Here is a 25,525-nt window from a genome sequence, read left to right as displayed (position 1 = left end):
GAATAGAGGCCCGCACAGTCATCACTGGAGAGATAATCCGATGCGCGTCCCAGGTAAATTTGCTGCGCTTACTTTTGGCCTTCTTGTTTCCGCCGTCTGGCCGGCATTTGCCGAAAAGATCACCGTCAAGGATGTGACGGGTCGCGACGTGGAGGTCAATGTCCCCGTTTCCAACGTTATCCTCGGGGAGGGGCGTCAGATTTACTTCCTGGCCGCACTCGACAAGGAAAATCCTTTCAAGCACGTGGTCGGCTGGCGTGACGATCTGCCGAAGGCCGATCCTGAAACCTATGACGCCTATCTGGCGAAATACCCCGATATTGCCAAGCTGCCGACGTTTGGCGGCATGAAGGACGGCACGTTCGACATCGAACAGGCCGTTGCGCTGAAGCCCGACGTCATCCTAATGAACATCGATGCGAAGACCGCAACGGAAGAAGCCGGTTATATCGAAAAGCTCGGCAAGGTAGGTATTCCGCTGGTCTATGTCGACTTCCGTGAGAAGCCGATGGAAAACACCGAGCCGAGCATGCGCGTCATGGGCAAGCTGATGGGCAAGGAGGCGCTGGCTGAAGACTTCATCAAGTTCCGTTCTGACAGCATCAAGCGTGTCACGGACGTTCTTGACAAGGAAAATCCGAAGAAGCCGGTGGTCTTCGTCGAACGTGCAGGCGGTTATTCGGACGATTGCTGCATGTCGTTCGGTAACGAGAACTTTGGCAAGATGGTCGAGATCGCCGGTGGCATCAACATGGCCAAGGACATCATTCCCGGCACGTTCGGCACGGTCAACCCGGAGCAGGTTATCGCCTCCAACCCGGACCAGATCATCGTCACCGGTGGCAAGTGGGACGCCTATGTTCCTGGCGGAAAGTGGGTTGGCGTCGGTTATGGTGCTGATCTGAAGGAAGCGCGCCGCAAGCTCGAAGGCCTTACGAAGCGCCCTGCCTTCACGGGAGTCAAGGCGGTTCAGGACGGCAATGTCCACGCGATCTGGCACCAGTTCTACAACAATCCGTATCAGTTTGTCGCCATTCAGGAGATGGCGAAGTGGCTGCATCCGGAGCTCTTCGCGGATCTCGATCCGGAAGCAACGTTCAAGGAACTGCACGCGCGCTTCCTGCCACTCGACTACAAGCCTGGTTACTTCGTCTCTCTGAAGGACGAAAAGTAACAGCACAGGACTGGCGGCGCATGGGGGGCGCTGGCGGAACAGGCGAAGCCGTAAAACACGGCTTCGCCATCTTTGTTTGAAGAACGAAAGGACCCCGCCCATGCGGTTCAACCTGGTCAAACATATCGCTTTCGCATTTCTGGCGATGATTGCGACACCGGCTCTTTCAGCGCAGATCACCGATGCGGCAGGCCGCACGGTTGAACTTGATCTGCCCGCCAAGCGGGTCATTGTCGGCGAGGCGCGGCAAATTCACGTGATCGCAGCACTGCGCGGCGAAAAGACATTCGACACGATCGTCGGCTGGCGCGATGACCTGCTGACCAAGGACCCGGACAGTTACAAGGCGTATGTGGAGCGCTTCCCGCAGATCGAAAAGCTGCCGCGTTTCGGTTATGTGCCGCAGGGCGATTTCAGCCTCGAGACGGCTATCGCGCTTTCTCCCGACATCATCACGCTCAATCTGGAAGCGGAAAAAAGCGCCAAGGAAAGTGGCTTCGAGGACAAGGCTGGTGCTGCAGGCATCAAGGTCGTCTATCTCGATTTCCGTATCAATCCCGACAAGAACAGTGAAAACTCGATCCGTATTCTCGGCCAGATCTTCGGGGCGGAGCAGCGTGCGGAAGATTTCATTGCCTATCGCCGCGCCCAGATCGCACTGGTGACTGACAGGCTTGCCGCGGTGAAGGACCTCAAGCGTCCAAACGTGTTTATCGAGCGTTCGCCAGGTATTTCCGGCGAAAACAACTGCTGCCGAACCTTTGGGCCTGTCAATTTCGGGGCGATGGTGGATCAGGCAGGCGGCCACAATATTGGCGCCGACGTTATCAAGACGACCTTTGGTGATCTCAATCCGGAGCAACTCGTCGTGGCCGATCCGGACCATGTTATTGTTACAGGCTCCAACTGGGCGGCGGAATCCGATATCAACCAGTTCGTCCCGGTTGGACGCGGTGCCGATATGACCCTTGCTCGTGAACGTCTTAAAAATCTGATGACACGCACACCGTTCCCGACGCTAAAGGCGGTCAGGGAAGGCAATGTTCACGCTGCATGGCACCAGTTCTATGGGGCGCCATACGAGTTTTTCCCGATCCAGCAATTTGCGAAGTGGTTCCACCCCGAGCTGTTTGCTGACCTTGACCCGGAGAAGAATTTCGAGGAATTCCACAAGACGTTTCTACCCGTGACCTACAAGCCGGGATATTTCGTTTCACTCGAAAAAGGTGCGAACTAAATGGCTTCCATTGGTGAAACCGACGTGAAGACGACAGGGCGCGATCAGTATCGCGCTCTTGCCGCACGCAGAATACTGATCCTCATCGGTCTTGTGGTCGCACTCTGCCTCAGTTTGGCAACCGATATGGCGCTTGGACCGGCGCGTTACACACTTTCTGAAGTTGTTGGCGCGATCTTCGATCCGGCAGCTGTCACCAACCAGCTTCGCGTCGTGATCTGGGACATCCGTATGCCGATTGCCCTGATGGCGGTGACTGTCGGCGCATCGCTCTCGGTCGCCGGTGCGCAGATGCAGACCATCCTTTCAAACCCGCTTGCAAGCCCTTTTACGCTCGGCATTTCGGCTGCTGCGAGTTTCGGTGCAGCCCTGGCACTGGTGGGCGGGATCGCGATTTTTCCCGGTGCCGTTGAGTATATGGTCCCAATCAATGCGTTCCTGATGGCGATGCTGGCAGCAATGTTCATTCATTTTGCCTCGACAATGCGCGGCGTCACCGTTGAGACCATCGTTCTCCTCGGTATCGCATTGGTCTTTACCTTCAATGCCGCACTCTCTTTGCTCGAATATCTGGCCTCCGAACAGGCGCTGGCAGCCGTTGTGTTCTGGACCATGGGGAGCCTGACAAAGGCCACGTGGAGCAAAGTGTTTGTGACCGGCGCCATCCTGCTCGTCACGGTGCCGATGTTCATGAAAAACGCCTGGGCGCTGACTGCGCTTCGTCTTGGTGATGACAAGGCCGCCAGCATGGGCGTGAATGTTCGGCGTCTGCGTCTGCAAACCATGCTGACGGTCAGCCTGCTCGCCGCAATTCCCGTTTCGTTCGTCGGTACGATCGGTTTCGTTGGCCTCGTCGGTCCGCACATTGCCCGCATGGTGGTTGGTGAAGACCAGCGCTTCTTCCTGCCAGGTTCGGTGATCTGCGGTGCGCTCTTGCTGTCTGTCACGTCTGTCGTGAGCAAGATGCTGATCCCCGGCGCCATTTTGCCGATCGGTGTGATTACGGCGCTTGTCGGTGTTCCGTTCTTCTTCATTCTCATCTTCTCCAACAGGAGGCGCGCATGGTAGCCTTGGCACTCAAGGACGTCGGCGCCGCTTACGGTCGTGTCGTCGTTCTTTCGAAAGTTGGTATCGATACATTGCAGAGCGGAAGCGTTACGGCTGTGATCGGTCCGAATGCGGCGGGCAAGTCGACGCTTTTCAAACGGATTGCGAGCCTTATTTCCGGTCCGGGTCTTGTTGAACTGTCAGATACGGCCAGAGGCAGCCGCGGCATTTGCTATATGCCCCAGGATACCGGCGCGAATGCTGTCCTGACGGTCTATGAATCCATTCTTCTTTCGGCGAAGCAGGGTGGTGGCTGGCGGGTCAACGATGAAGAGTTGTTTGAGATCGACGCGATTCTCAAGGCGCTGAAAATCGAAAATCTGGCGTTCCGTGGTCTTGGCGAACTTTCCGGTGGTCAGCGCCAGCTCGTTTCGCTGGCGCAGGCTTTGGCGCGCAAGCCTGAGGTCCTGCTGATGGACGAGCCGACATCCGCACTCGATCTTCATCGGCAGATTGAAGTTCTTAGCTTCGTGCAGGAACTCGCCCGCAAGACCGGTATGATCGTCCTCATTGCGCTGCACGACCTCAACCACGCGCTTCGATATTGCGAAAACACCATGGTCATCTCAAGAGGTGAAATGGTGGTCAGCGGTACGACCGAAGACGTCATAACATCGGAGATGCTGCGCGATATCTATCGCATCGACGCGCGCATCGAACCCTGTTCGCAGGGGCGGCCAATGGTAATCGTGGACGGTGCGATCTACGAATAAGCGCTTCGGCTCTAGAGCCAGCCGAGCGCCTTGGCACCGCGAATGGCTTCGGCGCGTTTGCTGCAGCCAAGTTTGCGAAAAAGGTTTCCGAGGTGAAATTTGACCGTCACCTCGGAAATATTAAGCGTCTGGGCGATCTTCTTGTTTGGCATGCCACTCGCCAGCAATTGCAGCATTTGCGCTTCCCGCTGAGAAAGCCCACCGTGCAGGGCGCGCGCCTGCGGCGAGTTGACTGCTGAGGCGAAGATCGCAAGTGCAGTTCTGACGTCTGAGGATGTTTCGATGAAACTGCGGATACGCCGGTTGTTCAAAAGTGGTGACAGGAACAGCCTCTCTTCTGAGAGCACGCCATTGCAGCCAAGCCTGGTCGAAGCTTCGAGAGCCGACAACAGGTGACCACGGGCGGCGGCATTGTCCCGCCGCTGGTGCGCCGCGTAACCTTGCCAGATTTGCAAAGCGACCCTTTCGCGGTTGGTCACATTCGGATTGGCCAACAGGGCTTCTATCTGGCGCGAAAGATAGGGGCGTGGCGTCCATAGTCGTACGGCATCACGTAACCAGGCCATGACGTATGAGATCTCGTCGCGTCGCGTCAGACGCGCCAGATCGTCTGTGGCGCTTTCCACCCAGTTACGTCCCATCGGCATGCGAATTGCCGATAGGGTGGCGGCGGCTTCTGACCAGCGATTGGCATTCTGATAAGCGATTGCCGTACGTATCTCCATCATGGCGTGGAATTGTAGCCCCTCGGAAAGATGGATCCACAATCCGTCGAGGAAGCCGGGACGGACCGTCATGGGGAAGTGGTCGATCAGAACCTGTGACGCGTACTGGAGCGCAAACTGCATGAGGCTCGGCCAGATTTCCGCAGCTGCGAAGTGCTCGAACTCCTGTTGCACGAAGGCCAGGAGATCGCGCGGTCGCCCTGTCTCATAGGCAAGGCAGGCTTCCGCAAGACGCAGCATTCTGAATTCCTGCACAGCATCATGTGGGACCTGCTCCAGCTTTTGCCGGGCATCCTGCGCTGCCCTTCGAGCCAGAAGGACATCGCCGCTCATCAGCCGGAGAACGATCTGATGAAGATGGATGAAGAACTCCAGAAGTGGTTGTCCACCCATTTTGTTTAGGTAGATCAGCGCACGTGCGGCCGCCGCTTCAGCCTCCCGGAAATTGCGGCGACGGATTTCAAACTCAAGCAGCGCATTGTAATAGGCCGCCCATTTGCCGTGATCGTCCATGGGATAGTCGGCCATGAACTCACCGAGACGCTGGATGATCGCGTCGTTGGGTGTAAAGTCTTCTGCAATCATCAGGTTGAGGCGGAAGGTTCGTGCGGCAAATGAAAAACGCGAACCGCGCGTCAACACCTTGAGCGGGTCAAGAAAATCGGACCCCAGGTTCTTGCCGAGCAAATGCCGCACACGCTGCAGCTCACCCTGTTTGAGTAAAGCGCGTGTTACGGCAAACAGTACCGTCTCGTTGGCGGCGATCATCTCTTGTGAAAACTGCATGATGATGTCGCGGAAGGTGGTGACACTGCTCCGGTAGATCAGTTCGCGCCCGTGAGCACGTTCCAGAATCTGCGCGGCTTGCGTTTCGTAGCCGTGCCCGAGCAACATCGCCATTGCAGAAAGCGAGTGCCCCTCCTTTTCGAGCGCGGCTCCAATCTCCATCACTGCACTTCCCGCTTCAAGTGCGGCAAGGCGCTCCTGCACCGCCATGGTCAAAAGCCGCATCAGCGGTCGGTGATCCCTCGGGTTGCGGGTCAGGAACGGTGGTAGCAGTTCGGCCCATTCCTTGTCCGGCTCGGTCTGGGGGCTATCAAGCCAGAGAGAAAGCGCGACCGTCTGAGATGGCGACAGATGTGGCAGGTAATTCTCGCGCAGATAGTCAGCGCATAATTGTTCGTCAGGCGTCGATGAAAGGGGTAGGAATGCCGGCCAGCCGGCGTAGATTTCAAACGCTGTTTGCGCCTCATCGGCTGGAAGGGCCATTAGTTCCGCCTGGGTGAATGCCAGATCCTGAGCGGTAACGCTGGCCGAACCCCGATGCAGGATCTGCCGTGCAAGCCCGCTGATGCGTTGATCCGGGCGACAGGCTATGACAACATGTTGCTCCGCATCCAGGATATTGGCGGAAAGCCGCGCTGCACGGACATGGGTTGGCACATCCCACAGCAACCATCCACCAGTGGCGTCAACCATGCGCGGCTGTTGCGTCCGGCACACGGCTTTCCCCAAGCGCATTGCCAGCAAATCCAGCAAAACGCTTTTTCCCGCACCTGCCGGCGCGCGCAAGAAAATGATGCCCGACCTCTCGCCAATGATGCGGTCGCAGAGGTGAGGGCGGGGAAGTAGCTGCGTCATGAGTGGTCCTGTTGCACTGCAACCAAAACCTATACCATTTCTTCAAAAAACTATACTAATTTGAGATTGTTCGAAATTGGAAGCGGTGAAAAGTTGCGGTCAGACAACTGATGCACAAGGAACTTCCCGCCGATGCAGCAACATCCGTTGGTCGCGATTTTGAACCGGCTTGGCACGTTCGTGCTGGTCATGGTCGCCCTGTCCATCATGATTTTCGTGCTGGCCCGCGTGGTGCCTGGCGACCCGGCCCGCATGGCGCTTGGCCCCGCGGCAACGCAGGAGCAAGTTGACGCACTGAGAGGCCAGATGGGTCTCGATAAGCCACTCGCCGTGCAGTACGTCGACTACGTCAAGAACGCCCTTCATGGCGACCTCGGCTTCTCGCTCGTATCCCAGCGTCCCGTAACGACCGATCTTGCACAAACCGTCCCGGCGACCGTGGAACTGGTGCTTGTATCCGTTATCTTCATGTTCGCGGTCGCGATCCCGCTCGGCGTTATCACTGCCCATTATCGTGATCGGTCGTTGGACCACATCGGCCGCATCCTTTCGCTAACCGGTGTGACCATTCCAAGCTTCCTGTTCGCGATCACGCTGCAATTGCTTGCAGCCCGTTTCCTTTCGGGATGGCCGATCATCGGTCGCATCGACCACTCGCTTGGCTGGCAAGGTGGCCCGACGGGCTTCATTCTGCTCGATAGCCTGCTGGCTGGCCGTTTCGATGTTATGCTGAACGCATTCCAGCATCTTGCGTTGCCAGCTTTCGCCCTCTCTATGGCAGGGATCGGTCAGATCACGCGCATCACTCGCTCTTCGATGATCGAAAATCAGCGCAAGGACCATGTCTTGACCTTGCAGAGCTTCGGTGTGCCTGAGCGTGTCATCATCTTCCGCTATCTGCTGAAGCTCTCCTCCATCGCGCCGCTGACCATCATGGGGCTCGAATTCGCATCGCTGATTGGCAACGCATTCGTGATCGAGATGGTCTTTGCATGGGGTGGTTTTGCATCCTACGGCTTGAACGCGATCCTTCAGAAAGACCTCAATGCCGTAACCGCCGTCGTTCTGGTGGCCGGGCTGTTCTTCATCGTTGCCAACCTGATCGTGGATGTCTTGATTTCGATCATCGACCCGCGCCTGCGTCGCAAGGAGGCCCGTTGATGGCCGATATCAATATTCTCGACAAATCGGACCGCGATCTCAGCACCGGTTACATGATGTGGTACCGTTTCAGCCGTAATCCGGCTGCGGTGATCGGCTCGCTGATCCTTCTATCAGTTGTCATTCTGGCGGTGTTCGCACCTTGGCTGACACCTTATCCGAAACATATCGGTGCCGTCGTCGATTTTCGTGCGCGTCACATGCCGCCGGATCTCGACCACTGGTTCGGCACAGATAAAGCCGGACGCGACATCTTCTCGCGTACAATTTTCGGGCTGCGTATCTCGCTTTTGCTGGTCATCGGGGTGCTTGGCATCTCGGTCCCGGTCGGTACTGTTCTCGGTCTCGTTGCCGGTTATTTCGGTGGCTGGGTCGAAAAAGTCATCAGCGGCCTGACCAATGTGATGCTGGCTATGCCGCCGCTCGTCATGGCGCTTGCCGTATCGAACCTGCTCGAGCCAACGCTGATGAATGCGATGATTGCCATCACGCTTCTTTGGTGGACCTGGCACGCACGTCTGATCTACTCCGTCTCGAAATCCATCGCCTCCGAAGACTATATCGAAGCCGCCCGTCTTGCCGGTGCCGGACCGATGCACATCCTCTTTCGTGAAATCCTCCCCAATTGCGTATCGGTCATCTCCGTCAAGACGACGCTGGATGCGGCCTTCGTCATTCTGTTCGGTGCGACGCTGAGCTTCCTCGGCTTTGGCGTCAAGCCACCGATCCCGGATCTGGGCTCAATGGTCGCCGATGGGCGCCAGTTCATGCCGGACTTCTGGTGGGAAGTTCTCTGCCCGGGTGCTGCCGTTCTTTATGTGACGCTCGGTTTCAACCTCCTGGGCGATGGCCTGCGCGATATGTTCGACGTGGAAAGCTGAGCAATGACTGAACCGCTTCTCAAGGTCGAAGACCTCAACGTTACCTTCACGAATTATGGCCGTACGAGGCAGGTGCTGCGCAATGTTGGCTTCACGGTTGCCGCCGGTGAGCGCGTGGCGCTGATCGGGGAAACCGGATCGGGCAAGTCTGTCACGGCGAAGGCAATCATCGGCACCTTGCCGAAAAATGCTGCCATCACCTCCGGGTCGATTGTCATCGAAGGACGCGAAGTCCTGGCCATGCCCCGCTCTGAGCGTGAAGCGCTGAAGGGTACAGCCTTCTCGCTCATTATGCAGGACCCGCTTTCCTCGTTCAATCCGGTCTTCAAGATCGGCACGCATCTCGATGATGTCATGCGGTTTTCCGATCGGCGTGACGGGATCTCCTCCAACAAGGCCGAACGCCGCAAACGTATCGCAGCCGTCCTGCGGCGTGTGCAGCTCGGCGATACCGAGCGCGTGATGAATGCCTATCCGTCCGAACTTTCCGGCGGGATGCGGCAACGTGTCCTGATCGGTCTGGCTCTTCTGCATCAACCGAAGCTGCTGATTGCCGATGAACCCGGAACCGCGCTCGACGTCACAACGCAGGATGAGATCCTCAATCTCATCAATCAGCTTGTTGCCGAAGAAAACATGGCGCTTCTGATGATCACCCACAATCTTGGTGTGGTCCGAAAGGTTGCCGACCGCGTGGTCGTCATGCATCACGGCGATATCGTGGAAACCGGGCCATGCAAGGACATTCTGCGCGAACCGAGCCGCGACTACACACGCTCACTGCTTGATGCTGTGCCGCCACTTTATGGCCCGCGTGTTGCCGAGGTACCGCAAAGCACGCGCGCTCCCATCGTGACCATTGACAAGCTCAACAAGGTCTATGGCCGTCGCAACGGTTACCATGCCGTGCGCGACGTCACCTTGACGCTGCGCGAAGGCGAGATTTTTGGCCTGGCCGGAGAGTCCGGATCTGGCAAGACATCCGTGGCACGCATGGTCATGGGCTTGTCTCGCCCATCCTCGGGCAGTCTCGTGATCGATGCGGCAGATCCTGGCCGCGGCAAACGCCTGACGCAGATCGTCTACCAGAACCCCGGCACGTCGCTCAATCCGAAGCGCACCGTTAAGCAGACACTGACGCTGCCGCTGAAATCCATCGGTATGGATGCGACCGCACGGGACGCCCGCATGGCGCAACTGATGGAACTCGTGCGCCTGCCGAAATCCTATCTCGGAAAATATCCGCACGAGCTTTCAGGCGGGCAGAAGCAGCGTGTTGCAATTGCCCGTGCTCTGGCTGCCGAACCGAAAATTCTGATCCTCGACGAACCGACTGCGGCACTCGATGTCTCCGTGCAGAAGACGGTCATCGACCTGCTTTTGCAGCTTCGCGAGGAACTCGGGCTCACATACATGATGATCTCCCATGATCTTTCGCTGATGCGGAATTTCTGCTCGCGCATTGCCATCATGCTGCGTGGCGAAATTGTGGAGGAGGGCGCAACCCCCGAGGTCTTCGCCAGCCCTGAGCACCCCTATACCCGTGCGCTGATTGCCGCGATCCCCGTCGTGACGGATGAGGAGGAGCGTCTGAAGCCCACTGTGACAGAGGAAGAGCGCATGCGCTTCCTTGTGAAATCGACCGATTGATGAAAGAGGAGCCTGACGTGTATCGCGTTGGAATTGACGTCGGCGGCACGAATACTGATGCTGTCGTGCTACAGGAAAAAACCGTTCTGGCGGGGGTGAAAGCATCCACGACGGAAGATGTGACCACGGGTGTCATCGAGGCCCTGGAAAAGGTTATCGAAGCGTCCGGTATAGACCGGGCTGCGATCGGTGCCGTGATGATCGGCACGACCCATTTCACCAATGCGGTGATCGAGCGCCGACACATGGACCAGGTGGCGGCTGTCCGCCTCGGTCTGCCGTCTGGAGCGGGTTTGCCTCCGATGGTGGATTGGCCTGATGATCTCAAAGAAATCGTCGGTAATCACGGCTATCAGGTGAAGGGCGGTTATGAGTTCGACGGGCGCGAAATTGCGCCCCTCGATGAAGACGCCATTATCCGCATTGCATCCGACATTCGCGCCAAGGGCCTCAAGGCTGCCGCCGTAACCTGCGTGTTCAGCGGCATCAATGACGCGATGGAACTGCGCACCAAGGAAATTCTGCAAGAGCGTTGCCCGGGCCTGCCTGTGGTGATGTCCAAGGATATCGGTCGCCACGGTCTCCTGGCACGCGAAAGTGCGGCGATCATGAACGCCAGCCTGCTGTCGCTTGCCGATCGCACGGTCGAAGCCTTCGGCAAGGCGCTGAAAGCAGCGGGCATCACATGCCCGTTTTACATTACCCAGAACGACGGCACGCTGATGGCGGCAGACGTTGTTCGAGCATTCCCGGTCCTGACCTTTGCGTCCGGCCCGACAAACTCCATGCGCGGTGCAGCCTTCCTGACGGGCCTCAAAGACGCGGTTGTGGTGGATGTCGGCGGTACGACATCGGACGTCGGTTCTCTCGCTCACGGCTTCCCGCGGCAGGCTTCGACAACGGTCGATATCGGCGGTGTTCGCACAAACTTCCGTATGCCGGATGTATTTTCGATCGGCCTCGGCGGCGGTTCGCTTGTCGTCAATGGCGATCACGGACTGACCGTTGGCCCGAAATCGGTCGGTTACCGCGTTCGCAAAGACGCTCTCTGCTTTGGTGGCTCGACACTGACGGCCACGGACATTGCGGTCGCCTCCGGAAAGGCTGACGTGGGTGACAAGGCGCTCGTTTCGGGTCTCGATACGTCTCTGGTCGAAGCCGCTGTTTCCAAGATGAATGCCATGCTGGAATCCTGCGTCGAGCGGAGCCGCATTTCCTCCTCACCGGTGCCGGTTATTGCTGTTGGTGGGGGATCGATCCTGATGCCTGATCGCATCGGTGAGCTCGAGGTTATCCGTCCGGAAAACTTTGCCGTTGCCAACGCTGTCGGTGCAGCCATTGCCCAGATCAGCGGTGAAACAGATCGCGTCTTCTCGCTGATCGATGGTCGTACACGTGAGAGTGCACTCGCCGAGGCGGAAGCGGAAGCCCGCGAGAAGGCTATTGCTGCAGGGGCTTCTGCAGAAACGCTTGAGGTGATCGAGCGCGAGGATATGCCGCTCGCTTACCTACCGGGCAATGCCACCCGTATTCATGTGAAAGTCGTTGGAGAAATGGGAGCCTATCATGGCTGAGACGCACAAGCTCAAATATGACGAGGCGGCATTGCGTACGCTGACGGTCGAGGATCTGGATGCGCTGGAAATCGGTGCTGGTATTCTCGGTACTGGCGGTGGCGGCAATCCCTACCAGGGCAAGCTGCTGGCGCTTGAGGCGATGAAAGCCGGTTACGAGATGAAAATTCTCGCGACAGATGCCATTGAGCCGGATGCACTCTGCATGTCTATCGGGGGCATTGGCGCGCCGGTGGTTGGTGTCGAGCGCATTCGCGAAGGCCGTGAAGGGCTGCGTTGCCTGCGCGCCATGGAAGAGCTGATCCGCACGCCGATCGATGCGATCGTCTGTGAGGAAATTGGTGGTTCCAACTCGATGAACCCGCTGGTAACGGCGGCGCTCGGTGGTCTGCCAATTCTCGATTGCGACGGCATGGGGCGTGCCTTCCCTGAGATGCAGATGACCACCTTCTCGATCTACGGCCACAGTTCCACGCCGTCTGTCATGTGTGATCTGCACGGCAACGCCGTTATCTTCAGCCACGCTGTTTCCGAAGTGTGGCACGAGCGTATGGCGCGTGCTTGCGTCGTGGCGCAGGGCGGTGGCGCAATGCTGGCGACCGCGCCAATGCAGGCGCATTACGTGCACCAGTACGGTATCCCGAAAACCTACACCAAGGCGATTGCACTCGGTGAGGCGGTAATCCGTGCCCGGAAAGAACAGCAGGACCCGATTGCAGCCATCTGCGCGCTGGAAGGTGGCCGCCGTATCTTCAACGGCAAGATCACTGATCTGAAACGTCATCTGCGCGGCGGCTTTGCGGTTGGCGATATCGAACTCTCAGGATTCGATGACTGCGCCGGCCAGACCGCAGGCGTCGCCATCCAGAATGAATTCCTGCTGTTCAGCCGCGATGGCAAGGTTGAAGTAACGGTGCCCGATCTCATCGTGTTGCTCGATGTTGATACCGGCTATCCGATCACGACAGAAGTTCTGCGCTACGGCCAGCGCGTGGCTGTCGTTGCCATTCCCTGCCACGACCTCTTGCGGACTGCACGTGCACTCGACGTCGTGGGTCCTGCTGCTTTTGGCTATCCGGAAATCGCTTTTTCGCCATTGCCCGCGCTGACGCGGAAGGCCGCCTGATCATAAGCGGGATGATCCCGCATAAAGAGGAGAACTAAAATGAAAGTGCCTGCCCTTCATTCCCGTCTTGCCGTGCTTGCGCTCGGTACGGCGCTTGCGTTGCCCATGGCTTTCTCTGCCAAGGCAGCGGAAGACAAGGTGTCGATTGCGGTCAACACCATGCAGATCTTCAGCTCCCTCGACCCGGCCAAGGTAACGGACTACACCGGTTACATGGCCATCGTGAACATGTATGACGGCCTGACGACTGTTAATCCCAAGGGTGAGATCGTTCCACATCTGGCCAAGTCATGGGACATCTCTGAAGACGGCCTGACCTATACGTTCCACCTGCGCGACGATGCGAAATTCCAGGACGGAACTGCGGTCAAGGCATCGGATATCGTCTGGTCCGTTCAGCGTCTGGTTGGCATCAACAAGGGACCGTCGAACCTTATCGTCGGCGTGCTGAAACCCGAAAACGTGACTGCTCCGGACGAAAAGACCGTTGTCATGAAGATCGAGCGCCAGTTCTCGCCGTTCATGGCAGCGACCCCACTGATGATGGCACTGAACAAAACGCTGATCGAAGCCAACGCAAAGCCTGACGACAAGTGGGGCGAAGCTTATGTCGGTGAGCATTCTGCCGGTTCCGGCCCTTACAAGCTGGTCAGCTACAATCGCTCGGCCGACATGGTGATCGACCGTAACCCGGATTACTTCCTTGGTTGGAACAAGGGCAAGCCGATCGATGAAGTCCGGTTTGTGCAGACAAGCGACGATGCGACCGTTAAAGCGTTGGCTGAAAAGGGTGAACTCGGCCTCACCTCCCACGGCCTTGGCAACGACACCTACGAGTCCATTGGCAAGATGGATGGCTATAAGCTGATCCAGACCCGCACGTCCGGCGGCTTTGTCATCAAGCTCAACACCAAGGTTTACCCAACTGATGACGTTCACGTTCGCCGCGCAATTGCCTATGCGACCGACTACAAGACGATCCAGGAAGTAATCTATCCCGGCTTCGACATGCAGGGTCCGCTTTCCACAGCATTCAAGGATGCCCACAACGGCGACATTCAGCCGGGCGTTTACGACCTTGAAAAAGCCAAGGAAGAACTCGCGAAGTCGAAATATGCCGGGCAGAAGATCACGCTCGTCAACAGCTACGTCGCGTCGCTTGCCTTTGAGGCGGAAGTGGCCCTGCTGCTGCAATCCAGCCTGGAGCAGATCGGTATTACGCTCGACATCAAGCCGGAGCCGTGGAACCGCATCGTGGAACTCTCCTCTAAGCCGGAAACCACGCCTGCCTCGACACAGGTGAACATTTCGCCGACCTATCCGTCGCCGGATGCGATGTTCTACAACCAGTATCATTCCAAGGCATCGGGTACGTGGATGTCCATGGAATGGCTGCAGAACGCAGAGGTCGACGGCTTGATCGATAAGGTCCGCTCGACAACCGACGTTTCCGAGCAGAATGCGACCTACAAGGAATTGCAGACCAAGATAGCCGATCTTCAGCCGGATGTATGGGCGGTTTCCCCGAACCGTCGTTACGGTGCCAACAAGTGCCTTCAGGGCTACGAGTTTATTCCGATGCAGAGCTGGGATCTGAATTTCTCCAACTTCCATTGGGACTGCAAGGCGAACTGATCGCTTTCCTTTGACGACACTTGGTCTCGCCGATCGGGCGGGACCAACCCCCAAACGTTCCTGCGCACGCGCCTGAATGCGGTGCGCAATCTGAAAAAGGATAGGGCGTCGCTGTCGCATCCCTTGGATGCGCGACGCTTCAGGGTGACGCATGTTCCAGGAATTTTCCGAAGACGATATCGAACCTCTAGCCACTGGTGCGTGGATATTGGGTACGGGAGGTGGCGGCAACCCGTACATCTCGACGCTCAATCTCCGTCGCCTCTATGCCGAAGGACGCCGGGTTCAGGTCATGGACCCCATGGCGCTTGAGGACGATGATATGGTTGCGGTCGTCTCCAAGATGGGTGCGCCACTCGTCGGCCAGGAGCGTTTGGGTGATCCTACCCACCTCGCTCGCGCTGTCGAGGTCATGGAGGATTATCTGGGACGGCCGTTCCGGGCGATCATGAGCGTCGAAATCGGTGGATCGAACGCGCTCTCATCTTTCCTCGCTGCCGCCATGCTTGATCGGCCTGTGGTGAATGCCGATGCAATGGGTCGTGCCTATCCAGAAGCGCAGATGACGTCTTTTGCCATCGGAAACTTGCCTATGTTCCCGCTATCGCTCGTTGACGTACGTGATAACGAGGTCATCGTAACCCGTGCTGCTTCCTGGAAATGGATGGAGCGGATATCGCGCAAGGTCTGCACCGAGGTTGGATCGACGGCGGCAACCTGCAAGGCGCCGCGCACCGGAAAAGAAGTAAAAGAGTGGGGCATCCACTACACCGTCACCAAGGCAACGGCGCTAGGCAGGGCTGTGATGGAGGCTCGTGCCCGTCATGACGATCCGGTAAAAGCGGTTCTCGACCACGAAGGTGGCAAGCAATTGTTCCGTGGCAAGGTGATCGACGTTGCCCGCGAAACGACCGGCGGCTTCCTGCGCGGCAAGACGATCATTGAAGGTATCGATGCCGACAAGGGCTCACGCATGGAACTTGCGTTTCAGAATGAATGGGCTGTGGCATTTCGCGATGGCGAACCGGTTGGCATGACACCGGATTTGTTGTGCCTGCTCGATACTATCTCTGGCAGTGCCATCGGAACGGAATCCGTTCGTTACGGTCAGCGTGTGACGGTTGTCGCTCTGCCGGCACCTGAGCTTTTGACGACGCCTGCGGGCATCGCCGCCGTCGGTCCGCGCGCCTTCGGTTATGACATTGATTTCAGATCGGTATTCCCATGAAACGCATCGGTATTGACGTTGGCGGCACCAATACGGATGCCGTCCTGATTGATGGAGAAAAGATCGTCGCGTCGATCAAGGTTCCGACGACGCAGGATGTTCTCTCGGGTGTGAAGGCAGCGCTTGGTCACGTTGCGGGTTATGTTGGCCCGGCTGACCGTCCAATCGATGCCGTGATGATCGGCACCACACACTTCACCAATGCGGTCGTCGAACGTGCCCGCCTTGAACGCGTTGCGGCTATTCGCATCGCACTGCCAACGGGGGCGTCGCTGCCGCCGATGTGTGACTGGCCGAAAGATCTCTACGACGCCGTCGATCCGATGATCTTCATGGTGCATGGCGGTCATGAATATGACGGTAGCCCGCTGGTGCCGATGATCCCTGGCGAAATCCGAGATGCGGCGATGAAGATCCGCGATGCCGGCATTACCTCGATCGCGATTTCCGCGACCTTCTCGCCATTGACGACGGAATGCGAGATCCGCGCCGCAGAAATCGTCCGGTCTGTCATCCCGGATGCACGCATCACCCTTTCTCACACCTTGGGCCGTATCGGCCTACTCGAACGCGAGAACGTGGCGCTTCTCAACGCGGCCCTGCAGACGCTCGGCAAGACGACCGTTCAGGCATTTTCCGATGCCCTGTCCGAAGCAGGCGTTACAGCGCCATTTTACCTCACACAGAATGACGGCACTGTTGCACTCGCCGATATTGCTGCTGCAAACCCTGTTCACAGCTTCGCATCCGGCCCGACGAACTCGATGCGTGGCGCAGCCTTTCTGACAGGTCTCGCGGATGCCATGGTGGTGGACGTCGGTGGAACAACATCCGATATCGGCTGCCTTGTCGGTGGTTTCCCGAGAGAGGCAAACAACATCGTGCATATCGGCGGTGTCAGAACCCTGTTTCGGATGCCGGACCTTTTGCCGATCGCGCTTGGCGGCGGCACGATCGTAGACCCCGAAACGGGCAAGATCGGCCCCCGCTCGGTCGGTTATCGAATTCTGACCGAAGCGCGCGTCTTCGGTGGTAACACGCTGACGACTTCAGACATTGCCGTTGCTGCCGGTCTGATCGAGATGGGCGATAGGGACCGGGTCAAGGACCTCGATCCTGTTTTCGTTCAGTCGACGCTCTCGCGTATCCGCGACATGGTCGCCGACAGTTTCGACCAGATGAAGACCTCTGCCGAGGATGTCCCGCTCGTTGCTGTTGGCGGCGGTGCGTTTCTTATCCCGGAAGATGTTCCAGGCGCCTCTGAAGTGTTGCGTGTCGAAAACGCGGGCGTCGCCAACGCGCTTGGTGCTGCCATGGCGCAGGTTTCCGGAGAAGTCGATCAGGTCTTCTCGGGCATGAGCCGGGATGAGGCCCTGGCAAAGGCGGAAACCGAGGCACAGGATGCGGCAGTTTCGTCAGGTGCTGACCGTTCCAGCCTCAAGACACTTGAGGTAGAGGATATCCCGATTGCCTATTTGCCTGGCGGAGCGCGGCGCGTGCGCGTACGTGTCATCGGCGATATCGCTTTCGCATGATGGATGACGGTCTGACCGTAACGGAGTGAAACAATGACGAAAATCGCATTGGCGATCCACGGTGGCTGCGGCGTGATGCCGGAAGACAGTATGACGGCACAGGAGTGGTCCGAGGCACGCGACGATCTTGCCGTGGCACTGAGGGCGGGTTACGCGGTCCTTAAAAATGGCGGAACGGCTCTGGCGGCGGTCGAGGCTGCTGTTATAGTGATGGAAGACAGTCCCCATTTCAACGCAGGCCACGGTGCGGCGCTGAATGAGAAGGGTATTCACGAGTTGGATGCCTCGATCATGGACGGTGCAACGCTTGCCGCAGGTGCCATAAGCGCAGCCCGTTCCATCCGCAATCCGGTCATGGCAGCCCGTGTCCTTATGGAGGACGAAAGAGCCGTTTATCTGACAGGCGCTGCGGCAGATCGTTTTGCCGAAGAAAAAGGTCTCCCGGTCGAGCCGCAAAGCTATTTTACGACAAAAAAACGTCTCGAGGCTCTCGAGGCTATGAAAGCTCACGCAGTGGCCGGGACCGAGGCAACTGAAAACGAAAAACATGGGACGGTGGGTGCTGTTGCACTTGATGCGGCAGGACATCTTGCGGCTGCGACATCGACTGGCGGTTACACGAATAAGCCTGATGGCCGTGTCGGCGACAGTCCGGTGATCGGTGCCGGAACCTATGCACGCGACGGTGTTTGCGCTGTTTCGGGTACCGGAAAGGGCGAATTTTTTATCCGCTATGTCGTCGGTCACGAAATCGCGTCCCGTGTCGCCTATCTCGGCCAGGATCTCGAAACTGCGGCTGGCGGATTGGTGCATGGAGACCTTGCACCGCACAAGATCGGCGCTGGCCTTGTTGCGATCGACAAGGACGGCCTGGTCGCTGCCCCCTACAATACGGCCGGCATGTTCCGTGGCTGGGTCGCGCCGGATGGCAAAGCCTTCGTTGCGACGCACGACAAGGTTTTCGAGATAACGCTCTGAAAACCAAAGCCGCATTGGGTTTTGGTGCGTATGCTCCGCGGCGAGGGTGCTTGAGACTGGAACGGGCGTATCCTATAGCGTTTTTTCAGCGGTATTGTGTCTGCCGCTGAACAGACGTGCCATAACCGTAGGGCTGAAGCCGCGCGGTTCGCATGCAAAAGGGGCGGGGATCATGAATTTCAAGCAACTCGAAGTCTTGCGAACCCTTCTCTCAACCGGGTCGACCATCGCCACGGCCAAGGCGATGGGGCTTAGCCAATCGGGTGTGAGCCGCCTACTTGCGCAGCTTGAAGAAGACCTCGCGCTCACCCTTTTTGCCCGTGACAAAGGCCGGTTGATCCCGACCCCGGAAGCGGCAATTCTTGCAAATGACGCAGAAAATGTTCTGCTTGCCATAGACCGGATGTCGGGCCACGCAGAAGACCTGCGCAATGGAGCAGCAGGCCCGGAAACCGTGCGCATCGGGTTGCCAAGCAGCATGTGGGAGAATTTTGCCCCCGCCATGCTGATCGACTACGCCAGGGATTTTCCCGGTATCAAGATCGAGACGTTTTTTGAGACGACCACCGCAATTCAAAAACTTGTCGACGAACGCGTCATCGACATTGGTTTTTTGCGAATGGAAGGGGAGACTGCACCGGGGATAGACGTGGAACAGGTTGCGACGGGCAAAAGCGTGTGCGTCGTCAGGCGTGATCACCCTCTTGCAGAGTTCGAGGCGATTACCGCAAAAGATCTCCGCAATGTCCCACTCATCCTGATTGGTCGTCAGAGACCGAACAGAATGGCGCTAGATCAGGTCTTCAAGAAAGCCGGTGTCAAAGCGCTGGTAAAGATCGAAACACATACGAACAGTTCGGCATGCGCCTACGTAGCCCATGGGCTTGGTGTTACGATCATTAGCAGCTTCTATGCAAACCTCTACAAGCATCTGCCTGTCGTCGCGCGACCATTCCTACCGCAGGCCACGCAGGAGTTTGGCCTGGCGCGTGCGGCCGGTGCACCGTTGTCGATCGCCGCGCAGGCGCTGAGTGACGCATTAAAACGGCAAATTCAGCTCTCGCAAAAAGACGATTGAAAACAGAAGTCTACCGCCGGTTCTTCAGTCATTATTGGCGCCCTGTTACCCTGTCTAATCCGCATAGGGGTATGACGGTTTCGCATAATATTGCGAAGCGTATCTCAATCCGTCATAGTTTTTGACAATGAAACCGATAGAGGCGACAGATTTTGTCTCCGCTTCGAATCGTGGGGAACCAATGATTAGATTCATACTCAGCCGCCTTCTGATGGCGTTGCCGACGATCGTACTCGTTTCGATCACGGTCTTTGCGCTTATCCGCTTTATTCCTGGCGATCCCGCCGCCCTCATGCTGGGCGATATGGCGCAACCGGAACAGATCGCGCAGATGCGCACCGAACTGGGGCTCGACAGGTCCATGCCGCAGCAGTTCGTCATCTGGGCTGGAAATGTACTGCAAGGCGATTTCGGTCGTTCGATCGTGAATGACGAGGCGGTTCTGCCGCTTGTCGTTTCCCGGTTTATGGTCAGCGCGGAAATCGTCGTTGTTGCCGTCTTCCTAGCAAGTCTGCTCGCGGTTCCTGCGGGTGTTATCGCTGCATGGCGGCAAAATAGCCTTACCGACCTCGCACTTGTCGGAACGGCGACAGTTCTCCTGTCCATCCCGACATTCTGGCTTGGGCTTCTTCTGATGCTGCTGTTCGGGCTCAAGCTCGGCTGGCTGCCCGTGCTGGGATATGTCTCCATCGGCGACAACATTGTCGGTGGCATGCTCTATCTGGTTCTGCCGGTAATGACGCTTGTCATTCATGAAATGGGTGTTTTGATCCGAATGGCACGCGCATCGACGCTTGAAGTCTTGCGGCTCGACTACATCACCCACGCACGTGCCAAGGGCCTCTCCGAAAGCGCCGTACTTTGGCGTCACGCCTTCAAGAACGCGTTCGGTCCGACGTGGACGATGATCGGTCTCATCCTTGGCAACCTGCTCGGAGGTATCGCCGTCATCGAGACAGTCTTTACCATTCCCGGTCTCGGCAGATTGATGGTCGATAGCATCTTTGCTCGCGACTATCCCGTCATCCAGGGATGCCTGCTTTTCGTGTCGCTGTCCTATGTGCTGGTCAACCTTGTTGTCGACCTCCTTTATCCCCTCTTTGATCCGCGTGTTGTTGCCGAATGAAAAAGTTTACCTTCAACGGGCTCATCGGTGGCTTCCTGATCGCCCTACTTCTTCTCACCGCCGTGATCGGCCTCTTCTGGACCCCTTACGATCCGATGAAGCTCAGCTTCACCGCACGGCTTGCGGGCCCCGGGGGTGCCCATCTGCTCGGCACAGACGAATTCGGCCGTGATGTCCTCAGCCGCCTCATGGTTGGCGCGCGCGCCAGCGTCTGGATCGGTTTCCTGACTGTCGCATTTGCCACCATCTTCGGCACGCTTATAGGTCTTGTCAGCGGTTATGCCCGCGGTTGGGTCGATGGTGTGATCATGGCCGCCAACAATGCACTCCTGGCCTTTCCAGGCATCCTGCTCGCGCTCGGATTGCTCGCAGTTTTTGGTGCCAACCAATACGGCATCATCTTTGCGCTCGGCATCGCCTACACGCCATCCATGGCCCGCGTGGTCCGTGGCGCCGTTTTATCGTTACGGGAACGTGAGTTCATCGAGGCGTCGCTGGTGATGGGCAACAGCGAACTCTACACGATGTTTCGCCATATCCTGCCGAACTGCGTGGCACCGATCACCGTACTCGCGACCTCGATGTTCGGCTGGGCAATCCTCTCAGAGAGTGCGCTGTCCTTCCTTGGCCTTGGGGTTCCGCCTCCGGCGCCGACGTGGGGCAATATGCTGGCTGCCGGTCGTCCGTTCATCCAGCAGGCCGTCTGGTTGGGCCTCTTCCCCGGCCTGTGCATCGCCCTCACGCTGCTTGGCATCAATCTCCTCGGCGATGCCCTTCGCGACAAACTTGACCCGCGCATGAGAGGTCTGAAATGAACACGAACACTCTTCTCACCGTTCGCGATCTTTCGCTCGAAGTGGCAAGAACGGGTCACCAGGTCGTCAAGGGTATCTCCTTCGATATCGCCCCTGGAGAAATCTTCGGCATCGTCGGCGAAAGCGGCTCAGGCAAGACGCTGGCCACAAGAGCGTTGATTTCGCTTTTACCGCCAGCTGTCCGGACGACCGGTGGATCGATTTCCTACAAGGGCAAGGACATCATGTCCCTGTCAGATGGTGACCTCCGCAGGTTGCGTGGCGCCGAGATTGGCGTTGTCTTCCAGGAGCCGATGACCTCGCTCAATCCGTCGATGCTGATTGGCAAGCAGCTTGAGGAAGGCCTCATTCTGCACACCAAGGCATCGGCGGAGGAGCGCAAGGTCCTTATCCTCGATATGCTGCGACGGGTTGGCATTCGCGATCCGGAAGCCGCGCTGACGTCCTATCCGCACGAGTTTTCTGGCGGCATGCGCCAGCGCATCATGTTGGCATCCGTCATGCTGCTGAAGCCGGCGCTTCTTATTGCCGATGAGCCGACGACGGCACTCGACGCTGTGATCCAGCGAGACGTCATGGAACTGATGGTCGAACTGACGCGAGCGGAAGGTACGGCCGTTTTGCTCATCAGCCACGATCTGCCAATGGTCGCACGCTACACCAGTCGCATCGTCGTCATGGAAAAGGGCGCTATCGTCGAGGAAGGGCGAACCGAGGACCTCCTGGAAGCGCCACAGCACCCGTACACGAAAAAGCTTCTATCTTCGCTACCCTTCCGAGGCGAATTGCGCTCTGTCGACAGGTCGCAGACGCCGATGGTGTCCGCTCGAGATATTGTCGTTGATTATGCTGGCCGGAAATCGCTGTTGAAGAAGGCAAAGGCTAAGCGTGCTCTGCATGGTGTCAGCATCGATATTCATGCAGGTGAGGTCGTTGCCCTCGTTGGCGGCTCTGGTTCAGGCAAGACAACGCTCGGGCGTACCATTGCCGGTCTGGTCAGTGAAAGCGAAGGCCAGATCCGGTTCCAGGGCAAGGCGCGCAATGAAAACTGGTCGGACTACCGGCTCAATTGCCAGATGGTCTTCCAGGATCCTTACTCGTCGCTCGATCCACGTATGACCATTCTGGCGCTCGTGGAGCAGGCTTTACGCCAGGTTCCAGGACTCGACAGCGCAGCAAAACGCAAAAGGGCGCTGGAAACGCTGGAGGAAGTGGGGCTAGGGGCCGACTATGCCAACCGTTATCCGCATGAACTTTCCGGCGGTCAGCGTCAACGTGTGGCGATTGCCCGCGCAGTGGCACGCCGCCCCCGCTTCCTGATCGCCGATGAACCGGTCTCTGCCCTTGATGTGACCGTTCGCGCCCAGGTGCTCGACCTCTTCTCCGATCTCCAGAAACGCTACGGATTTTCCTGCCTGTTCATTAGCCACGACCTTGGTGTCGTCGAACAGGTCGCTGATCGGGTCGTCGTTATGCAGGACGGTCGCATCATCGAGGAAGGGGATCGCGATACGATTTTCGACAGCCCGAAGGAGGCCTATACGCGCCGGCTCCTCTCGGCCATTCCCGCCCTTGATCAGAACGAAAAGGGCGGCGTGACACTCAAATGGCGTCTTGAAGATGAAGCTTGACAGGGAAATGACGATGACCGTGGCCGCTCAATTGAATGCGATCTGTGATGAACAGCCATTCGTAACACGTTTTATGGTTCGCAACCTCCTCACGGGTGAGGAGATTGGACGAGGGGAAAACGTGGAAACACCGTCCGGAAGCACCCGCAAGACTTCGATCATGATGGCGGTTCTGAAAGCCGCTACCGAAGGACGGATCGACCTCGATCAGCCCGTCACCTACGAAAAGAGATTGGCGGAAGAAGTTGCAAGCGGCATGTTCCGCTACATGACACCCGGTATCGTGATTTCGTTGCGTGATGCCGTCACAGGCATGATGGTTCTAAGCGATAACGTCTGCACGAAGATGGTCCTCGAACGGCTGACGCTCGAGGAAGTGGATGGCTATTGCAAGTCGCTTGGCATGGCCAACACACACCATCGTTTCCTGATCCCGCCATTGGCACTTGCCGCTGATCATCCGCTGAAAACCGTCACAACCACATCGGCCGCAGACCAGGTTCTTCTGCTGCAGACCATTCTCGATGCCCAATCTTCAAAGCTGGCACAGGAGAAACTAGGCTGCAGCGCCGAGGCTTGTGCATGGGCTCTACAGACACTGAAAAATCAGGTGCTGCGGTACGGGATTCGATCCCGCCTGCCGTTTGAGGCAGTCGTTGCCAGCAAGAGCGGTCGCGGCAAGCGAGGAAGGATGGACGCCGGCATCGTTTATAAAAACGGCGCACCGTTCTTCATCATCACCACCTACACCGACGACGTCCCCCAGACGATGGCGGATGGAACGCCGGGTTACACCATGGCACTCGAAACTATCGGCAAGCTCTCGCAGGTTTGCTGGTCCGGATTTCAATCTTGAAAACCAACAACAGAAAAAGAGGGTAGAACATTGAAAAAACTTCTTTTGGCAGGGGTCGCCCTGCTTGTGACCACCAATATTGCTGTGGCGCGCGACATCACAATTGCGCAGAGTTCTGATCTGCGTAGCAACAATCCCGGCGTTAACCGCGACGGCAACACCGATGGCGTCATCCTCCATATCGTCGAGGGCCTGGTGGGCTATACCAACAGTGGAGAGGTCAAGCCGCTTCTCGCCAAAAGCTTTGAAACGTCGGCTGATGGCCTGACCTACACCTTCAAGCTCAGGACCGACGTAAAATTCCACAACGGGAAGGCCCTGAGTGCGGATGATGTCGTCTGGAACTGGACGCGCTACCTGAAGCCTGAAACAAAGTGGACGTGCCGTAACGATTTTGCCGAGGGGGGCGCAGCCCATGTGACTGGCGTCAAGGCGGTTGACGTGGGAACGGTTGAAATCACGCTGGAAAAACCCTCTGCGGTTTTCCTTGGTCTGATGTCGCGCCCTGAGTGCGGTTATACCGGCATCATTTCGCCTGAATCGGTTGGTGCAGACGGCAGCTTCATCAAACCCATCGGGACCGGACCGTTCCAGTGGGACGAATGGAAGAAGGGGGAATATATCCGCCTGGCGAAATTCGCCGAGTATGTGTCGCCTGAAAACGATGGAAAACCCGACGGCATGGTCGGTTCCAAACGTCCGCTGGCGGATGGCATCAAGTTCATGGTCATTCCGGATGCCTCGACGGTCAAGGCCGGTCTGGAATCGGGTGTTCTCGACACAGCCGAAATTTCACCTGACTTGATCCCGGAGTTTCAGTCGAACGACAAGACCCAGCTCATAGTTTCGCGCAACAACGGCAAGAACCTCTTTTATATTCAGACCCGCGACAAGGTCCTGAGCAACCCGGGCGTGCGTCGAGCGATGGCCATGGCACTCGATCTCGATGAACTGGCGGCGGCGGCCTCGAACGGAACAGGTGAAGCCAACGGCTCGATGGTTTCGCAGGATTCCGTCTACTTTGACGATACCCAGAAGAAGCGGCTGCCTTACGATCCTGAAGCCGCCAAAAAGGAACTTGAAGTTGCCGGTTACAAGGGCGAGCCGATTTCCATCATCGCCAACAAGCGCGGCAACGTTCCAAGCTTCCCGGCCGCCGTCATGGCGCAGGCCATGATGCAACAGGTCGGGCTCAACGTTCAGATCGAAGTGCTCGATTATGCAACACAGGTCGATCGCCGCCGTTCGGGCAACTATCAGGTGATCTCGCAGTCTGTCGCTCCGCGCCTTGATCCTGCGCTCATGTATTCCTTCTACGTCGGCAACAAGGACAAGAACGCATCTTTGATGTGGGATGATCCGAAAGCAGTCGAACTGATGAATGCCGCCTATCTGGAGGCCGATCCGGCCAAGCGCGGCAAGATTTTCGACGAGTTCCACGAACTGATGCTGAAGGAAATGCCCGGCATCTTCCTCTACGACATGGTCGATGTCTGGGGAGCCACCAAAAAGTTGAAGGGCCAGCCTGTGTGGCAATCCAATGCCCGCCTCTGGGAAGTGTCGGTCGAGAACTAACCCTTCCGTCCAGACACCTGACGCGGACTTTTCATCTTTTACGAACAGGATTCCGGCGGTCTTGCCGCCGGGGGATTTT

20 protein-coding genes are annotated in these 25,525 nt (G+C 57.6%); 19 read left to right on the top strand and 1 reads right to left on the bottom strand.

Going from position 1 to position 25,525, the window contains the following annotated elements:
• Positions 1 to 40: 40 nt before the first annotated feature.
• From HWX89_RS24155 to HWX89_RS24140, 4 genes are all read left to right on the top strand, one after another.
• The gene (locus HWX89_RS24155; RefSeq protein WP_138792851.1) at positions 41 to 1,174 is read left to right on the top strand and encodes an ABC transporter substrate-binding protein; all 1,134 of its coding nucleotides are present in this window, start codon (positions 41 to 43) and stop codon (positions 1,172 to 1,174) included.
• A 100-nt stretch (positions 1,175 to 1,274) separates the two neighbouring features.
• Positions 1,275 to 2,411, top strand: coding sequence for an ABC transporter substrate-binding protein (locus tag HWX89_RS24150; RefSeq protein WP_138792850.1), 1,137 nt, complete (start codon positions 1,275 to 1,277; stop codon positions 2,409 to 2,411).
• A complete protein-coding gene (locus HWX89_RS24145) occupies positions 2,412 to 3,479 on the top strand; it encodes a FecCD family ABC transporter permease (RefSeq protein ID WP_138792849.1) in 1,068 nt (355 codons plus the stop codon).
• On the top strand, positions 3,473 to 4,231 hold the full coding sequence (locus tag HWX89_RS24140) for an ABC transporter ATP-binding protein (RefSeq protein ID WP_138792848.1): 759 nt from the start codon (positions 3,473 to 3,475) through the stop codon (positions 4,229 to 4,231). The genes HWX89_RS24145 and HWX89_RS24140 overlap by 7 nt, the downstream gene beginning before the upstream one ends.
• Before the next feature lie 11 nt (positions 4,232 to 4,242).
• Here the strand turns inward: HWX89_RS24140 and HWX89_RS24135 are convergent, their stop codons facing one another.
• Entirely contained in the window at positions 4,243 to 6,597 is a 2,355-nt protein-coding gene (locus tag HWX89_RS24135) for a helix-turn-helix transcriptional regulator (protein WP_178340916.1), read from the bottom strand.
• Positions 6,598 to 6,729: 132 nt separating this feature from the next.
• Here HWX89_RS24135 and HWX89_RS24130 point away from each other — a divergent pair, with 132 nt between their 5' ends.
• From HWX89_RS24130 to HWX89_RS24060, 15 genes are all read left to right on the top strand, one after another.
• Positions 6,730 to 7,758 (top strand): ABC transporter permease, encoded by a 1,029-nt coding sequence (locus HWX89_RS24130; protein WP_138792847.1) that lies wholly within the window; start codon positions 6,730 to 6,732, stop codon positions 7,756 to 7,758.
• Positions 7,758 to 8,639, top strand: coding sequence for an ABC transporter permease (locus HWX89_RS24125; RefSeq protein WP_138792846.1), 882 nt, complete (start codon positions 7,758 to 7,760; stop codon positions 8,637 to 8,639). The genes HWX89_RS24130 and HWX89_RS24125 overlap by 1 nt, the downstream gene beginning before the upstream one ends.
• 3 nt (positions 8,640 to 8,642) lie before the next feature.
• Entirely contained in the window at positions 8,643 to 10,289 is a 1,647-nt protein-coding gene (locus HWX89_RS24120) for an ATP-binding cassette domain-containing protein (RefSeq protein ID WP_138792845.1), read from the top strand.
• A gap of 17 nt (positions 10,290 to 10,306) precedes the next feature.
• The gene (locus HWX89_RS24115; protein WP_138792844.1) at positions 10,307 to 11,863 is read left to right on the top strand and encodes a hydantoinase/oxoprolinase N-terminal domain-containing protein; all 1,557 of its coding nucleotides are present in this window, start codon (positions 10,307 to 10,309) and stop codon (positions 11,861 to 11,863) included.
• A complete protein-coding gene (locus HWX89_RS24110) occupies positions 11,856 to 12,989 on the top strand; it encodes an S-methyl thiohydantoin desulfurase family protein (protein ID WP_138792843.1) in 1,134 nt (377 codons plus the stop codon). Before HWX89_RS24115 ends, HWX89_RS24110 begins: the two co-directional genes overlap by 8 nt.
• Positions 12,990 to 13,028: 39 nt before the next feature.
• On the top strand, positions 13,029 to 14,624 hold the full coding sequence (locus HWX89_RS24105) for an ABC transporter substrate-binding protein (protein WP_178340915.1): 1,596 nt from the start codon (positions 13,029 to 13,031) through the stop codon (positions 14,622 to 14,624).
• 151 nt (positions 14,625 to 14,775) lie between these two features.
• The gene (locus tag HWX89_RS24100; protein WP_138792841.1) at positions 14,776 to 15,852 is read left to right on the top strand and encodes an S-methyl thiohydantoin desulfurase family protein; all 1,077 of its coding nucleotides are present in this window, start codon (positions 14,776 to 14,778) and stop codon (positions 15,850 to 15,852) included.
• Positions 15,849 to 17,387, top strand: coding sequence for a hydantoinase/oxoprolinase N-terminal domain-containing protein (locus tag HWX89_RS24095; RefSeq protein ID WP_138792840.1), 1,539 nt, complete (start codon positions 15,849 to 15,851; stop codon positions 17,385 to 17,387). Before HWX89_RS24100 ends, HWX89_RS24095 begins: the two co-directional genes overlap by 4 nt.
• 33 nt (positions 17,388 to 17,420) lie before the next feature.
• Positions 17,421 to 18,365, top strand: coding sequence for an isoaspartyl peptidase/L-asparaginase family protein (locus HWX89_RS24090; protein WP_138792839.1), 945 nt, complete (start codon positions 17,421 to 17,423; stop codon positions 18,363 to 18,365).
• Between the two features lie 172 nt (positions 18,366 to 18,537).
• The gene (locus HWX89_RS24085) at positions 18,538 to 19,443 is read left to right on the top strand and encodes a LysR family transcriptional regulator (RefSeq protein ID WP_138792838.1); all 906 of its coding nucleotides are present in this window, start codon (positions 18,538 to 18,540) and stop codon (positions 19,441 to 19,443) included.
• A gap of 181 nt (positions 19,444 to 19,624) precedes the next feature.
• Positions 19,625 to 20,569 carry an ABC transporter permease gene (locus HWX89_RS24080; protein WP_138792837.1) on the top strand — a complete coding sequence of 315 codons (945 nt, stop codon included), beginning with the start codon at positions 19,625 to 19,627 and terminating at the stop codon, positions 20,567 to 20,569.
• Positions 20,566 to 21,384 (top strand): ABC transporter permease, encoded by an 819-nt coding sequence (locus HWX89_RS24075; RefSeq protein WP_138792836.1) that lies wholly within the window; start codon positions 20,566 to 20,568, stop codon positions 21,382 to 21,384. Before HWX89_RS24080 ends, HWX89_RS24075 begins: the two co-directional genes overlap by 4 nt.
• A complete protein-coding gene (locus HWX89_RS24070; RefSeq protein WP_138792835.1) occupies positions 21,381 to 23,015 on the top strand; it encodes a dipeptide ABC transporter ATP-binding protein in 1,635 nt (544 codons plus the stop codon). Before HWX89_RS24075 ends, HWX89_RS24070 begins: the two co-directional genes overlap by 4 nt.
• 13 nt (positions 23,016 to 23,028) lie before the next feature.
• A complete protein-coding gene (locus HWX89_RS24065) occupies positions 23,029 to 23,871 on the top strand; it encodes a serine hydrolase (protein WP_178340914.1) in 843 nt (280 codons plus the stop codon).
• 30 nt (positions 23,872 to 23,901) lie between these two features.
• Positions 23,902 to 25,446, top strand: a complete 1,545-nt coding sequence (locus HWX89_RS24060) for an ABC transporter substrate-binding protein (protein WP_138792834.1) — start codon at positions 23,902 to 23,904, stop codon at positions 25,444 to 25,446.
• The last annotated feature ends 79 nt before the right edge of the window (positions 25,447 to 25,525 follow it).

Source organism: Rhizobium sp. RM (genome assembly GCF_013390595.1).
GTDB lineage: Bacteria > Pseudomonadota > Alphaproteobacteria > Rhizobiales > Rhizobiaceae > Agrobacterium.
Note: the sequence above shows the minus strand (reverse complement) of the source record. Positions and strands in the feature narration are given on the sequence as shown.

Excerpts from the sequence above, each read along its gene's own strand:
- HWX89_RS24135 (WP_178340916.1), bottom strand. The coding sequence starts at position 6,597 with ATGACGCAGCTACTTCCCCGCCCTCACCTCTGCGACCGCATCATTGGC.
- HWX89_RS24105 (WP_178340915.1), top strand. The coding sequence starts at position 13,029 with ATGAAAGTGCCTGCCCTTCATTCCCGTCTTGCCGTGCTTGCGCTCGGT.
- HWX89_RS24095 (WP_138792840.1), top strand. The coding sequence starts at position 15,849 with ATGAAACGCATCGGTATTGACGTTGGCGGCACCAATACGGATGCCGTC.
- HWX89_RS24155 (WP_138792851.1), top strand. The coding sequence starts at position 41 with ATGCGCGTCCCAGGTAAATTTGCTGCGCTTACTTTTGGCCTTCTTGTT.
- HWX89_RS24145 (WP_138792849.1), top strand. The coding sequence starts at position 2,412 with ATGGCTTCCATTGGTGAAACCGACGTGAAGACGACAGGGCGCGATCAG.
- HWX89_RS24150 (WP_138792850.1), top strand. The coding sequence starts at position 1,275 with ATGCGGTTCAACCTGGTCAAACATATCGCTTTCGCATTTCTGGCGATG.
- HWX89_RS24065 (WP_178340914.1), top strand. The coding sequence starts at position 23,029 with ATGACCGTGGCCGCTCAATTGAATGCGATCTGTGATGAACAGCCATTC.
- HWX89_RS24085 (WP_138792838.1), top strand. The coding sequence starts at position 18,538 with ATGAATTTCAAGCAACTCGAAGTCTTGCGAACCCTTCTCTCAACCGGG.
- HWX89_RS24140 (WP_138792848.1), top strand. The coding sequence starts at position 3,473 with ATGGTAGCCTTGGCACTCAAGGACGTCGGCGCCGCTTACGGTCGTGTC.
- HWX89_RS24125 (WP_138792846.1), top strand. The coding sequence starts at position 7,758 with ATGGCCGATATCAATATTCTCGACAAATCGGACCGCGATCTCAGCACC.
- HWX89_RS24120 (WP_138792845.1), top strand. The coding sequence starts at position 8,643 with ATGACTGAACCGCTTCTCAAGGTCGAAGACCTCAACGTTACCTTCACG.
- HWX89_RS24070 (WP_138792835.1), top strand. The coding sequence starts at position 21,381 with ATGAACACGAACACTCTTCTCACCGTTCGCGATCTTTCGCTCGAAGTG.
- HWX89_RS24080 (WP_138792837.1), top strand. The coding sequence starts at position 19,625 with ATGATTAGATTCATACTCAGCCGCCTTCTGATGGCGTTGCCGACGATC.
- HWX89_RS24110 (WP_138792843.1), top strand. The coding sequence starts at position 11,856 with ATGGCTGAGACGCACAAGCTCAAATATGACGAGGCGGCATTGCGTACG.
- HWX89_RS24075 (WP_138792836.1), top strand. The coding sequence starts at position 20,566 with ATGAAAAAGTTTACCTTCAACGGGCTCATCGGTGGCTTCCTGATCGCC.
- HWX89_RS24130 (WP_138792847.1), top strand. The coding sequence starts at position 6,730 with ATGCAGCAACATCCGTTGGTCGCGATTTTGAACCGGCTTGGCACGTTC.
- HWX89_RS24100 (WP_138792841.1), top strand. The coding sequence starts at position 14,776 with ATGTTCCAGGAATTTTCCGAAGACGATATCGAACCTCTAGCCACTGGT.
- HWX89_RS24090 (WP_138792839.1), top strand. The coding sequence starts at position 17,421 with ATGACGAAAATCGCATTGGCGATCCACGGTGGCTGCGGCGTGATGCCG.